We start from the raw sequence: 14071 nt of genomic DNA, 5'->3' as shown, positions 1-14071 counted from the left end.
ATTACTGTTTTGTGATATTTTGTAGAGTTATTTATAAATTGAAAACAAAAATTTTAGTTAGTAGTAAAATAGAGTTTAAAATGTTAAAATATATTTGATTATAATTTAATGTATGAATTTATATATGAAAGAGAGGAACGTTTTATGTCAGCACTTGTTGTATTAGGAGCTCAATGGGGAGATGAAGGAAAAGGTAAGATGACTGATTATCTTGCTGAAACAGCAGATGTAGTTGTTAGATTTCAAGGAGGAAATAATGCAGGTCATACTGTAGAAGTTGGAGATAAACAATACAAATTGCATTTAATACCTTCAGGTATATTATATGATGATAAATTAAATATAATTGGTAATGGAGTTGTTCTTGATCCTAAAGCTTTATTTGAAGAAGCAAATTATTTAAAAGGATTAGGAGTTAAATTTACTCCAGAGAAACTTTTAATAAGTGATAGAGCTCAGCTTATAATGCCTTATCATAGAGTTCTTGATGGATTAAAAGAAAAAGCAAGAGGGAAAGCAGATATAGGAACTACAGGAAAAGGAATAGGACCTTGCTATACAGATAAAGCAGAAAGAAGCGGAATCAGAGTTTGTGATTTAATGAATAAGGAAGTTTTTGAAAAAAAACTTAGAAGAAATATAGAAGATAAAAATGCAATAATTGAACTTTATGGTGGAGAAACTTTAGATTTTGATACTATATATAAGGAATACTTAGATTATGCAGAAAGAATGAGAGAACATGTTACAGATATATCTGTAAGAATTTATGATGATATAAAAAATAATAAAAAAGTATTATTTGAAGGTGCTCAAGGTTCATTACTTGACATAGATTACGGAACATATCCATATGTAACCTCTTCAAATACTATAGCTGGTGGAGTATGTACTGGTGCAGGAGTAGGTCCTACAATGATAACAAATGCTGTAGGTATTGCAAAAGCATATACAACAAGAGTAGGTAAAGGTCCTTTCCCAACAGAGTTAAATGATGAAACAGGGGATTGGATAAGAGAAAAAGGTCATGAATATGGAGTAACTACAGGTAGATCAAGAAGATGTGGATGGCTTGACCTTGTAATATTAAAGAGTACAGCAAGAATTTCAGGACTTACTAGCTTTGCTGTAACTAAGATAGATACTTTGGCTGGATTAGAAAAAATAAAGGTTTGTATTGGATATAAGTTTGAAGGTAAAGTTATAGATTATTTCCCAGCAAGTCTAGAAGACTTAGCAAAATGTGAACCTATATATGAAGAATTTGATGGATGGGATGAAAGCGTAGCAGCTGCTACAAGTTACGAAGAATTGCCAGAAAATGCTAAAAAATACTTAAAGAGAATAGAAGAGTTTACAGATACAAGAGTATCAAGTGTAGGAGTAGGTCCAAAAAGAAGTCAAACAATTAATATAGCAGAACTATAATTGGTTAAATTGTTATAATATGTAGATGTGTTACTGTTAAATCAGGCATGAGTTTATTTAAAACTCATGCTTTTTTTGTTTGCAAAATTTAGTGGATTTAATCATATACTTACATAGGGGGGAATAAAATATGTTTGGTTTTTTTAAGAAAAAGTTTAATATTGTAGCGCCAGTAGATGGAAAAGTTATAGAGTTATCAAAGGTTCCAGATGAGGTTTTTGCACAAAAGCTTGCAGGAGATGGAGTTGGAATAGATTCAATAAGTGATATAATAACAGCTCCGGCAGATGGAAAACTAACTCTGATATTTAATACAAATCATGCTTTTGCTATGACTTTAGATAATGGAGTAGAAATTTTAGTTCATATTGGAATTGATACTGTAGAACTTAAAGGAGAAGGTTTTGAAAGGTTAGTGGAAACTGGTAGTAGAGTTAATTCAGGTGAACCAATTATAAAAATAAATAGACAATTAATTAAAAAGAGAGGATATTCTTTAGTCACATTAGTTTTAATTGCTAATATGGATGTTATAGATAAAATAGACTATAACTTAGATACACAGGTTAAATCAGGTAAGAATATTGTGTTTAATTACAAAATAAAATAACTGTAAGTTTTATTGTTTACCATTTAAAAAATTCTTAAATGTTGTATGAAAACAAAATTAAATATGTAATTATTATATATTATACATCATATAATATATTATCTGGAATCATGAATGCTTTTATACAAAAGTAAAATATTTCAGTGGCGTGTTGCTGCTTATGCAGGCATGAGCTTAGAAATGAGGTTATTCTTATTTTCTGAGCTCTTTTTTATTCCATTAAAAGGGGGGATTATTTATGCCTAATTCGTTGAATCCTAGGGAAATTGCAGAAAATATTTTAAGTGTTGTTGGAGGTAAAGAGAATGTAACACAAGTTGCTTACTGCATGACTCGTTTAAGATTAGCTATTGTGGATGTTAGTAAAGTGGATAAGGATGTGTTAAAAAACGTTGAAGGTGTTATGGGGGTAGTTGAACAAGCAGGACAGTTTCAAATAGTGCTTGGACCAGGTAAAGTAACTAAGGTTGCAAATGAGTTTGGAACTATAACAGGTATGAAAGTTGGAGAGTTAGATGAAGCAAAAATACTCCATGATGAGATTAAAGTAAAAAATGCTACACCATTTAAGTTAATGCTTAGAAAAATAGCAAGTATATTCATACCATTGATACCAGCCTTTATTGGATGTGGTCTTGTAATGGGAATAAATAATATTGCTATTAAAGCAACAAATGGAGCTTTTGCTCAAACTACTGTTGGTGGAATTTTAGTTGTTTTAGGTGGAGCAGTATTCTATGGACTTAATTTATTTGTTGGTGTAAATGCAGCTAAAGAGTTTGGTGGTTCACCAATGCTTGGTGGTACAATGGCAGCTGTTATTACATCACCAGCTCTTGCGAAGGTAATGATAGGTGGGAAACCATTATTGCCAGGTAGAGGTGGAATTATAGCTGTTTTATTAGTTGTAGCATTCTCGAGCTGGTTTGAAAAGAAGGTAAGAAAAGTTGTGCCAGAAATTTTGGAATTATTTTTAACTCCATTAATAGTAGTATTAGTTTCAGGGTTTGCAGCTATTTTTATACTTCAACCATTAGGAGGTATTATTTCAACATCTATAGGTTCAGCTGTTAAAACTGCTATTGCAGGTGGAGGTGCAGTAACAGGGTTTATTCTTGGAGGAACATTCTTGCCACTTGTTATGACAGGACTTCATCAAGGATTAACACCAATTCATGCAGATTTATTAAAAACAACAGGAGAAAATTTATTGCTTCCTATATTAGCTATGGCTGGTGCGGGACAGATAGGAGCTTCAATTGCTGTTCTTGTTAAAACTAAAAATAAGAGATTGAAAAAAACAATAGCTTCAGCTCTTCCAGTAGGCATAATGGGTATAGGAGAACCTTTAATATATGGTGTAACATTACCACTTGGAAAACCATTTCTAGGAGCATGTATAGGTGGAGCTTTTGGTGGAGCGGCTCAGGCAGTTTTAAAAGTAGCGTCAACCAGTATGGGCTTATCAGGACTTCCACTAACAGTAATTACAAACAAACCATTATCTTATTTAATAGGAGTTATAGTAGCATATATAGCAGGATTTATAGCTACTAAGATTTTGGGCTTTGAGGACCCAGAATAAAAATGGCTAAGGGTATATCTATATTTGTAGGAATGGATTATTCTTTAAGAGATAATTTAAAATATATGAAATTAGCTAAACAAAATGGTTTTGAAAAAATATTTACCTCTCTTCATATTCCAGAAGCAGACTATCAGTTTGCATTAGAAGAATTTAAAGAAATTACAATGTTTGCAGATAGTTTAGGAATGAAAGTAACCGCAGATATTTCACCTAGAGCTTTTAGTTATATAAATGCGGATATGAATAATTTAAAGGTATTATCAGAGTTGAAGATTGATGGAATAAGGGTAGATTTTGGGTTTACACCACAAGATATCGCAGTTTTTACTAGGAATTCTTATGGATTGAAAATTGAAATAAATGCTAGTACTGTTACTGAAAATTTTCTAAAAGAATTTGAAAAATATAAGCCAAACTATAAAATGCTTCAAGCCAGTCATAATTATTATCCAAGACTTAATACAGGAATATCAGTTGAAACAATGATAAAGAAAAATAATATGTTAAAGAAATATAATATTGAAGTTTCAGCTTTTATACCATCACTAGTAAGTAAAAGAGGGCCTATTTATGAAGGGCTTCCAACTCTTGAAATGCATAGATTTATGAAACCAGATGTTGCAGCAAAGCATTTATATATTCTTGGTATTGATAATGTGTTTTTAGGAGATAGTATTGCATCTATAGAAGAATTAAAAACTGTAGGCATATTAAATGAGAAAATATTAGAGTTTAATATAGAACTTTTATCAGATTGTGAAACTGAAAAGAAAATTATTTTTAATGAGTTTCATATAAATAGACTAGATAGTGCTCAAGATGTAGTAAGATCTATGAATTCAAGGATGTTGTTAAATAAAGATAGTATTATAAATCCTAATAATAATACTGAGAGAAAGTTGGGATATATAACTATTGATAATAAGGATTATTTAAGATATTGTGGAGAATTACAAATTTGTAAAAAGGATTTACCGAAAGATAGTAGGGTTAATGTAGTTGGAAAGATATTTGAAGAAGAACGGTTTTTAATAAACTATATAGATGAAGAAACTAAGTTTGGATTTAAAACTTAAGGTATAGGAGTGATGGTGGTGGATTTAGATAGCTTATCTAAAATATCTACTGAACAGAGAAATTCAAATACATTAAATATAGATAGTATGAGTACAATTAAAATAGTTGAAGTTATCAACAATGAGGATAAAAAAGTAGCCATTGCTGTGGAAAAAATAAAGGAAAGTATAGCAAAAGCTATTGATATTATTGAAAATAGTTTTTTAAAAGGTGGAAGATTGATATATGTAGGGGCTGGAACCAGCGGTAGACTTGGTATTATTGATGCATCAGAGTGTCCACCAACTTTTGGAGTGAATTTTGAAATGGTTCAGGGAATAATAGCTGGTGGAAATGGTGCTATGTTTAAAGCTGTTGAAGGTGCGGAGGATATCAAAGAAAATGGTGAAAAGGATTTAAAAGAAAAAAATATAACAAAAGAAGATGTGATTTGCGGTATTGCAGCTTCTGGAAGAACTCCTTATGTTATAGGAGCAATGGAATATGCAAAAAGTATTGGTGCTGTTGTTTTGTGTATAACTATGAATCCAGAAGGTATTATGAATAAAATTGCGGATATTCCTATGTCTGTTAAAGTTGGTCCAGAAGTAATAATGGGCTCTACTAGAATGAAAGCAGGAACAGCACAAAAATTAATATTAAATATGCTTACAACAGGGGCTATGATTAAATATGGAAAAGTATATGGAAACTTAATGGTAGATGTTCAAGCTACAAATGAAAAACTCACAGCAAGAGCTAAAAGAATTGTTATGCTTGCAGTAGAAGTTGAAGAGGAAAAGGCTATAAAAATACTTGAATATACAAATTATGATGTTAAATTAGCCATAATGATACTTAAAACTGGACTGGATAAAGAAAAATCAAGAAGATTATTGGAGAAAAACAAGGGATATATTCAAAAAGCAATAGAAGAGGCTGAATGTGAAAAAGCTTAAATAAGGTTTTATTTAAAGTTTAATATATAAGCTGTTTTTAATTTTTACTATAATTATTAAATTTATGTATAGGAGGTTTCTTTTATGTCTAAATCCAATAATACGTTTTTAGCTAAGCTTCAGAGGCTTGGAAAAGCACTTATGACTCCAGTTGCAGTTTTACCAGCAGCAGCATTATTATTAAGACTTGGTCAGCCAGATATATGGCATAGAATTGCTCCAAATGCATTACCTAAAGGAATACCTTGGATGGCACAAGCGGGTAATGCTGTATTTGAAAATTTACCACTTATATTTGCGATAGGTATAGCAATAGGTTTATCAGAAGAAAATAATGGAGTTTCTGCATTAGCAGCAGCAGTTGGATATTTTGTTTTAACTAGAGTTGCTTTAACTTTTGATGAAACTATATATATGGGTGTGCTTGCAGGTATCATAGTTGGTATTTTAGCAGCGTATTTGTATAATAAATATAAAGCAATTAAGGTTCCAGATTTCTTAGGTTTTTTTGGAGGTAAGCGTTTTGTTCCAATAATTACATCATTCTATAGTTTAATAATTGGTGTAATATGTGGATATATATGGCCATATATTCAAGGAGTAATTAATACTTTTGGTAATGCTGTTTCAGGCTCAGGTTCAATTGGTGCTTTCTTCTTTGGATTTCTTAATAGATTGTTGCTTCCATTTGGATTACATCATGTTGTAAATTCTTTATTCTGGTTTCAGTTTGGTACATTTACAAACCCAGCAGGAAAAGTAATTAACGGTGATCTTAATAGATTCTTTGCTGGAGATCCTACTGCAGGAACATTTATGACAGGGTTCTTCCCAATAATGATGTTTGCTCTTCCAGCAGCATGTTTTGCTATGATTACTGCTGCTAAAAAAGAAAATAAAAAAGCAGTAACTGGTATGCTTTTAGGTATGGCTTTTACTTCTTTCTTAACAGGTGTAACTGAACCTATAGAATTTGCATTTATGTTTTTAGCACCAGTATTATATTTAATTCATGCTTTATTAACAGGAATTTCTCTTGCGTTAACTGCATCATTAGGAATGAAGTGTGGATTTGGTTTTTCAGCAGGATTAATAGATTATCTTCTTAATTTTACTATTTCATCAAATCCTGTTGGGTTAATTTTAGTAGGATTAGTTTTTGCAGGCATTTACTATGTTGTATTCTTATTTTTTATAAAAAAATTCAACCTTCCGACTCCAGGTAGAGCTGAGGAAGAAGAATCAGCAAGATTAACCGGATTGAACAATAATGAACTTCAAATTAAAGCTTTTGAAATTCTTGAGGCAATTGGAGGCAAAAATAATATTGAAAATATAGATGCATGTATAACAAGAATTAGATTAACTGTTAAAGATAATTCAAAAATTGATGAAGTAAGATTGAAAGAAATTGGAGTAGCTGGAGTTATGAAACTTAATGAAAAAAATTATCAGATAATTGTTGGTACTGTAGCAGATCCGCTAGTAACACATATTAAAGCATTGATCAATACCTAACTGTTGTTAAGCGAATGGATAACTTTAAATGATTTTTAGACGAAATACAAATTTCACCTGAAGCTAAGTTTAAGGTGATAAAATAATAATTCAGTAAAGCATATGGGATTAATTTTATTTAAATAGGCAAAAATATATTAACATATAATATAAATTATTTTATAATAATCTTTTATGATAAATTAAAATTTGATATAATCATATGAGAAAAGAAATTTGTAGGTAATAAATATTATCTACTATACTAAAATACAAAATGAAGGAGTGTATGTACATGAAAATAACTAAGGACATGTTAATAGGAGATATAGTAAGACAATATCCTGAAAGCATTGAAGTTTTAATGAGTTTTGGTATGGGATGCGTTGGATGCCCATCTGCACAAGGAGAAAGCCTTGAAGAAGCAGCTATGGTTCATGGAATGGATATAGAAAAGTTAATAGAAGCTTTAAATAAATAATTTAAGATTTTTATTGTAAAAAAACGTACTGAAGTGATTCAGTACGTTTTTTTAATTTAATCAAAACCATGTAATATGTAATTTTCTTAGTATATATATTTTTTTACTTTTACAAATTCAAAGTTATTACAAAATAGTTACAAATTTGGTAAAAGTATTAACTTATTGGATGAAAAGGGTTAAAATGAATTTAGTTAAATATTACAGAAAGAAGGGGTTGTTATGAAATCTAAATTTTTATCAGGGTTATTATGTACAGCATTTTTATTATCATTTAAAGTAGGAGTTGCTAATGCTAAGGTAGATGGGTATTTAGTAAAAGATACCGCTACAAATACCTTATATGAGTATAATGAACAAAAGTTACAAAAGAATAAGGTCCTTCATAATGATTTTAATTCTAAAGTTAGCAAATTTGGTATCTATGCTGTTCATGATACTTCAGGAAAATATATAGATTATAAATGCTTACAAGAGGAAAAATTAAAGGATGAAACAAGTTTTAATTATAATGAATTTATAAAGTCAAATAAAGGAATAGAAATTAAAAATCTAAATATAAAAAAGATAAATATTAGTGATATTATAAAAAAAATTTCAGTTAATTCGGGGTTAACTATTTTTGATAGATATGTAAAAGTTGAATTGAATACTAAACATCCAGATAACTATAAAGTAACAGCAGTGGGAAATAAATTAAAATATGACAAGAAAAAACATGTATTTAAAGGAATAATATATTCAATGGATGAAGATAAAATAAAATCTTCAATTAAAGTTGAATGTATTAATCCAGATAAAGAAGAGGTAGATAAGAAATTAATAAAAGAAAAAAAGAAAGTAGAAAATAAGAATGTTGATTTTCCAGTTATTAAGGCGTGTAAAGTTATCAATGATTATGAAGTTAAATTAATATTTGATAAAAACATAAGATTACATGACAATGTTAAGAAACCTACTGCCAATGATTTAAAAAAGGTATTCCATACAAATTCTAAAAATAATGCTAAAGATATAAAAATAAATGGTAATGAATTAACAATTTATTTTAAGAGTGCTAATGAATTACCAGAAGGGGTAGCTTATGTATTTATTGATGCAGATGTTTTAGAAGATTTAAATGGTAATAAAAATGATGATTTGAATTATAAAATAAGTATAAAAAAATCAGAACATTAAAGAATTTAAATATCATAATTTTTTATAAAAGAGTTGTAATATGGTTTTAAAATAATAAAAGTGTTACTTATTGTTACAAATATAACAATAAGTAACACTTTTATTATTTTAGAAGTTATTAAATGCTAGAAAATAGTTGAAAGCATTAATGATTAAAATATGGCATGAATTTTGCGATTTAAAATAGTATAAGAATTATACGAAAAAATTCAGGAGGTCATTCTAATGAAAAATGTTGAAGAAATTTATAAAAGAAAAGTAATGAGTATTCCAGACGCTTTAAAATTAATCAAATCAAATGATATTTTATTTGCAGCACAAGCAGCCGCAGAACCAGTATCTATATTACAACAGTTACATACAATTAAAGAAAATGGAGTGAAAGGAGTTGAACTTCAAAATTGTTTACCTGTAGGAAAGTATGAATTTATAAATGATCCTCAATATAAAGATATTATATTGACTCACGGATGGTATTTTACACCAATATTGAGAACAGCTCAGAGAAGAGGAAATGCTACATTTACTCCACAACATGCACATATAGCGGTTTGGAAAAAATTGTCTGCTATAAAAAACAGAAAAAAAATATTGCTATGTACATGTTCTCCTATGGATAAACATGGATATTTATCACTTTCAATAAGTAATATATATGAGAAAGAACTTATAGATAATGATGCAGCTATAATCTGTGAGGTTAATCCTAATTATCCAAGAACCTTTGGAGATAATATTATTCATATTAGTGAGGTTGAAGCAGTAGTAGAAACTGATAGATCAATACCAGAAATTCAACTAGTACCATATACAGAGATAGATGAAAAAATAGGAAAAACAATAGCAGGTTTAGTTGAAGATGGTTCTACTATTCAATTAGGAGTAGGAAATATACCGAATGCAGTGGCAAAAGAATTAAGAGAAAAACATCATTTAGGAATTCATACAGAAATGTTTACGGAATCTATGGTGGATTTAATAAAATGTGGGGCTGTAGATAATTCAAATAAGGGATTTTATAATGAAAGATCAATATGTGCTTTTGCTTTTGGAAATAAGAAACTTTATGAGTTTTTAGATGATAATCCAACTGTATTATTTAAAAAAGGATCATGGGTAAATGATCCATATGTTATTGGAAAAAACAATAAATTTGTATCCATAAATGCTACTTTAGAAATTGATTTAACAGGACAATGTGCATCAGAATCAATAGGAAGTATGCAATATACAGGTACAGGTGGTCAAGCTGATACAGTTATAGGTTCTCAAAAGTCTAATGGAGGAAAATCTATAATAGCTATGCATTCTACTACAACAATTACAAATAAAGAAGGTAAAAAAGAAAGAGTTTCAAAGATAGTTCCATTCTTAAAATTAGGTTCAGTAGTAAGTCTCTCAAGAAATGATGTTGATTATGTTGTAACTGAGAATGGTGTAGCATGGCTTAGAGGACTATCAGTAAAAGATAGAGTAGAAGAACTTATAAAAATAGCACATCCTGATTTCAGAGAAAGCTTAAGATATGAGGCTAAAAAACATATGATTTGGTAAGTGTAGTAAGTAATTCAAATAACAATATTTAACAACATAGAAGGGGGAATAATAATGAATTCAAATGATTCATGGGTAAAAGCAATACTTGTAGGATGTATTATCATGTTAATTGCAATGATTGTTAAAAGTACTAAATTATTAATAATAGGTTTTCCAATTGTATGTTTTAGTTGGATGTGGCTTGGTGCATTAAAACAAGGCAGAGTCAGAGGTGTATTGAAATATGGGTTAATTTCATTACTTATTATTTGGTGGGGCGGCTTTTTTGCAATGACAGCTTTTGATATGTCAAAATTAAATGGATTTGTGTTAGGTTTTCCTAAAGCAACTGCAATTATGATTTATGTTGTATGGTTATTGCCTTTATTTACAGGAACCTGGTTATTTGGAAAAAGATTTAAGCAAGATTATCTAAGTGATAAGGATATAGAAGAATTTAATAAAAAAACAGGATGTTATGTAAAAACAGAAACTGAAAATTTAGTATCTAAAGGTTCAAATACAAGTTTAAAACAATAAAAAGATAGATAGGGGGAAAGATTAATGGGAACTATTAGAATAGTAATTGCATTATACATGATAATTGTTCTTTTAATAGGTTTTTACGCTATGAAAAGAACAAAAGATTCTTCAGATTTTTATGCAGCGGGCAAGAGCTTAGGTATTTTGTCTGTAGCAATGGCTTCATTTTCAGCAGCTATATCAGGCTATGTTTTTGTTGGAGGACCAGGACTTTTTTATAATTTAGGAATGGGAACATTATGGATGACATTTCCAACGTCTATTTCTTTTGCTATGTGCTGGATTATTATGAGTAAAAGAATGAGGCTTTTAGCAGAAACACATAATTGTATAACAACGCCAGATGCTATATATGCAAGATATAAGTCTAATAGAACAAGATTAATTTCAGCGATTGCTACTATGGTTGGGTTATTGTTGTATCTAGCAACTCAAATTAGTGCTTTGGGATTTATTATATCGCCGATTTTCGGTATAAGTTTTAAAACATCAGTAATAGTTGGAATGATTATAGTTATTATTTACTCGGCAGCAGGTGGAATGCTTGCAGGCGTATATACAGATGTTTTTCAAGGAGGTATGATGGCAGTAGCATCTATATTTATATTAATTTTTGCAGTAAAAGCAGGTAATGGTATGCCTAACATGTCTACTGTAATTGCAGGAGCTGTTAAAGGCGGAGCTAAAATTTCAAATCCATGGGGAGTTATACCAGCAGCATTAGCTATTGGTTGGTTTTTCTGCCTATCAATTGGAATTGTAGGTCAACCTCATATAGTTCATAAATTTTATATGATTAAAGATATAAATAAATTAAAATGGGGACCATTTATAGGAGCTATTCCAGCAATGCTTGGAGGTTTGTTTTGGATAACTATTGGTATGTGTATTAAATATCTATCTGTAAGTGGTAAATTATCGCCAGAATCAGCAGCACTTTTAGCATCAAATAAAGATAATGCAGTAGTTGTGTTCTTGAATAATTATGCCCCTAAAGTTATTGCAGGTATGGTTTATGCAGGCATAGTATCAGCTGTTATGTCTACAGCAGATTCATTTATAAACATAGTATCAGCGTGTATTGTTAAAGATATACCAGCTGCACAAGGAAAACAACTTACTCCAAAGCAAGAACTTTTTTATGGAAGAATATCAGTCGTTATACTTGCAATATTAACTATTATAATTTCTTTTACAGTTGGACAAAGTGGAGTTGCAGTACTTGGAGCTTTTGGTTGGGGAACTTTTGCAGCTGCATTAGCACCAGCACTTGGAATTGGACTTAACTGGAAGAGAGCTACTGAAAAAGCAGCTTATTGGTCTATAGTTGTGGGACTTGTAGGAAATGTTACTCTTGAAATTGGAAATAAACTTCATATGGCTTGGTATGCTAATAGTTTAGGGAAATTAGGTATATACAATGGTACATTTATGATGGTAATATCAACAATAGTGTTTATAATAGTTTCATATGCTACTTCTCAACAAGTGATTGATAAAGGTGTAGAAGCTGCTATGGAAGCATAATTATATATTGAATATATTAAAAATCAATAAGGTCAATAAAAATTCGTATCTTTATATAAAGATACGAATTTTTATTGTATTCAATTATATATATTTGTATTTTAAAGAAATTTGAAAATATAATGGTAAAATTATATAATGATTTTAGGAAAAACTTGTTATTTTTGTAAAATTCAAAAATAAATACTTTAGGGGGTTGATATGTCTAATTTTATAGATACAGTAGAGTTTATAGAGTTTTGTCATAGAGCTTTTGATAATATTCCTATTCCTATTGATTTTTTAACTGAAGAAGGAAGAATGGCGTATATAAACAAGGCATTTGCTGATTTTCTTCAAAAACCTATTGATGAAATGATTGATGTGTTAGTTACTGATATTAATCCAACCTCGAAATTTTTACAAACACTTCAAAATAAGAAAGCTGATATAGCTGTACGACATACATTCCCTAATGGAAGAGATGCTATATGTCATAGGGTACCTATATTAGACAATACAGGTGAGCTAATAGGTGGACTTGGAATGTTATTGTTTGAGCAAGTACAGGATATGAAAGAGTTAATAGATAAATGTGATACGTTAGATAAACAGTTAAAACTTTATAAAAATGAAGTAGCAAGACACAATAGAGTTAAATATAATTTAAATACTATAATAGGAGAATCTTCAGCTATATTAAAATGTAAAAAAGAAGTTGAAAAAGTATCAAAAATTAATTTAAGTGTTCTTATAACAGGAGAAAGTGGAGTAGGAAAAGAACTTTTTGCGCAATCAATACATAATGAAAGCGATAGAAAAAATGGACCTTTTGTAAGTGTAAATTGTTCTGCAATACCAGAAAATCTTCTAGAATCTGAATTCTTTGGATATGAAGAAGGTGCTTTTACAGGAGCTAAGAAAGGTGGTCGCATTGGTAAATTTGAATTAGCTAATGGTGGAACACTATTCTTAGATGAAATTGGAGATATGCCATATTATATGCAGGCAAAAATTCTAAGAGCAATTCAAGAAAAAGAAATTGTACGAATTGGATCAGAAAAAACTATTCCTCTTGATATTAGAATAGTCTCAGCAACTCATAAGAAACTTGAAAATATGATAGTAGAAAATAAATTTAGGGAAGATTTATATTATAGGTTAAATGTAATTACATTAGAAATACCTCCCTTAAGAGAAAGAAAAGAAGATATAACGCTTTTAATAGATGCGTTTTTATGTGAGTTTTATAAAGAAACTGGTATCTATAGAAAAGTGCCTAAAAATGTTATAGAAATATTAAAAAATTATGATTGGAGAGGTAATATAAGAGAGCTTAAAAATGTAATAAAGAAAATATGTGTAAATTCAGAAGACGTAAATATAAGCATAAGTAATGTACCTAAATTCATTATTAATAATTCTATAAAGAATAAATATAATTTAGAAAATGAGGGACTAAATTCCTTAATGCAATCTATAGAAAAAGAAATTATAATCAATGTGTTAAAAGAATGTAATTATAATAAAAGTAAAACAGCAAGAAAACTTAATATTCCAAGAGTAACACTCTACAGGAAAATAAAAGAAAATAATATTGCATTGAAGTAAGGTTAAGTCAAAGATTTTAAACAATATGTTAATATATATGGATAAAAAGTAAATTTAAGGATTTGTATGATATAATT

The 14071-nt window shown here is 29.4% G+C and carries 12 protein-coding genes; all 12 read left to right on the top strand.

Annotated features, from left to right (window positions below):
- The first annotated feature begins 144 nt into the window (after positions 1-144).
- The 12 genes from OW763_RS13290 to OW763_RS13235 all read left to right on the top strand — a co-directional run bounded on the left by OW763_RS13290 (position 145) and on the right by OW763_RS13235 (position 13994).
- Complete coding sequence (locus tag OW763_RS13290; protein ID WP_268041628.1) at positions 145-1428, top strand: adenylosuccinate synthase; 1284 nt, start codon at positions 145-147, stop codon at positions 1426-1428.
- 130 nt (positions 1429-1558) lie between these two features.
- Positions 1559-2038, top strand: a complete 480-nt coding sequence (locus OW763_RS13285; RefSeq protein WP_268041627.1) for a PTS sugar transporter subunit IIA — start codon at positions 1559-1561, stop codon at positions 2036-2038.
- Positions 2039-2276: 238 nt separating this feature from the next.
- Positions 2277-3623: a PTS transporter subunit EIIC gene (locus OW763_RS13280; protein ID WP_268041626.1), complete on the top strand. Its 1347-nt coding sequence runs from the start codon at positions 2277-2279 to the stop codon at positions 3621-3623.
- 2 nt (positions 3624-3625) lie between these two features.
- A complete protein-coding gene (locus OW763_RS13275) occupies positions 3626-4702 on the top strand; it encodes a DUF871 domain-containing protein (RefSeq protein WP_268041625.1) in 1077 nt (358 codons plus the stop codon).
- A gap of 18 nt (positions 4703-4720) precedes the next feature.
- Entirely contained in the window at positions 4721-5641 is a 921-nt protein-coding gene (murQ, locus tag OW763_RS13270) for an N-acetylmuramic acid 6-phosphate etherase (RefSeq protein ID WP_268041624.1), read from the top strand.
- 84 nt (positions 5642-5725) lie between these two features.
- A complete protein-coding gene (nagE, locus tag OW763_RS13265; protein ID WP_268041623.1) occupies positions 5726-7159 on the top strand; it encodes an N-acetylglucosamine-specific PTS transporter subunit IIBC in 1434 nt (477 codons plus the stop codon).
- Between the two features lie 274 nt (positions 7160-7433).
- Complete coding sequence (locus OW763_RS13260; RefSeq protein WP_268041622.1) at positions 7434-7619, top strand: DUF1858 domain-containing protein; 186 nt, start codon at positions 7434-7436, stop codon at positions 7617-7619.
- A 222-nt stretch (positions 7620-7841) separates the two neighbouring features.
- A complete protein-coding gene (locus OW763_RS13255; RefSeq protein ID WP_268041621.1) occupies positions 7842-8798 on the top strand; it encodes a hypothetical protein in 957 nt (318 codons plus the stop codon).
- A 225-nt stretch (positions 8799-9023) separates the two neighbouring features.
- Complete coding sequence (locus tag OW763_RS13250) at positions 9024-10352, top strand: acetyl-CoA hydrolase/transferase family protein (RefSeq protein ID WP_268041620.1); 1329 nt, start codon at positions 9024-9026, stop codon at positions 10350-10352.
- 54 nt (positions 10353-10406) lie between these two features.
- Positions 10407-10874, top strand: a complete 468-nt coding sequence (locus tag OW763_RS13245; protein ID WP_268041619.1) for a hypothetical protein — start codon at positions 10407-10409, stop codon at positions 10872-10874.
- A 24-nt stretch (positions 10875-10898) separates the two neighbouring features.
- Positions 10899-12404 carry a sodium:solute symporter family transporter gene (locus OW763_RS13240; RefSeq protein WP_268041618.1) on the top strand — a complete coding sequence of 502 codons (1506 nt, stop codon included), beginning with the start codon at positions 10899-10901 and terminating at the stop codon, positions 12402-12404.
- Between the two features lie 201 nt (positions 12405-12605).
- Positions 12606-13994 carry a sigma-54 interaction domain-containing protein gene (locus tag OW763_RS13235; protein ID WP_268041617.1) on the top strand — a complete coding sequence of 463 codons (1389 nt, stop codon included), beginning with the start codon at positions 12606-12608 and terminating at the stop codon, positions 13992-13994.
- Positions 13995-14071 lie beyond the last annotated feature (77 nt).

This window comes from Clostridium aestuarii, from assembly GCF_026735135.1.
Lineage (GTDB): Bacteria > Bacillota > Clostridia > Clostridiales > Clostridiaceae > Clostridium_H > Clostridium_H aestuarii.
This window is presented reverse-complemented; position numbering and strand designations above follow the sequence as displayed.

Coding starts and splice junctions, on each gene's coding strand:
- OW763_RS13290 (WP_268041628.1), top strand. CDS start 145: ATGTCAGCACTTGTTGTATTAGGAGCTCAATGGGGAGATGAAGGAAAA.
- OW763_RS13285 (WP_268041627.1), top strand. CDS start 1,559: ATGTTTGGTTTTTTTAAGAAAAAGTTTAATATTGTAGCGCCAGTAGAT.
- OW763_RS13280 (WP_268041626.1), top strand. CDS start 2,277: ATGCCTAATTCGTTGAATCCTAGGGAAATTGCAGAAAATATTTTAAGT.
- OW763_RS13275 (WP_268041625.1), top strand. CDS start 3,626: ATGGCTAAGGGTATATCTATATTTGTAGGAATGGATTATTCTTTAAGA.
- nagE (WP_268041623.1), top strand. CDS start 5,726: ATGTCTAAATCCAATAATACGTTTTTAGCTAAGCTTCAGAGGCTTGGA.
- OW763_RS13260 (WP_268041622.1), top strand. CDS start 7,434: ATGAAAATAACTAAGGACATGTTAATAGGAGATATAGTAAGACAATAT.
- OW763_RS13255 (WP_268041621.1), top strand. CDS start 7,842: ATGAAATCTAAATTTTTATCAGGGTTATTATGTACAGCATTTTTATTA.
- OW763_RS13250 (WP_268041620.1), top strand. CDS start 9,024: ATGAAAAATGTTGAAGAAATTTATAAAAGAAAAGTAATGAGTATTCCA.
- OW763_RS13245 (WP_268041619.1), top strand. CDS start 10,407: ATGAATTCAAATGATTCATGGGTAAAAGCAATACTTGTAGGATGTATT.
- OW763_RS13240 (WP_268041618.1), top strand. CDS start 10,899: ATGGGAACTATTAGAATAGTAATTGCATTATACATGATAATTGTTCTT.
- OW763_RS13235 (WP_268041617.1), top strand. CDS start 12,606: ATGTCTAATTTTATAGATACAGTAGAGTTTATAGAGTTTTGTCATAGA.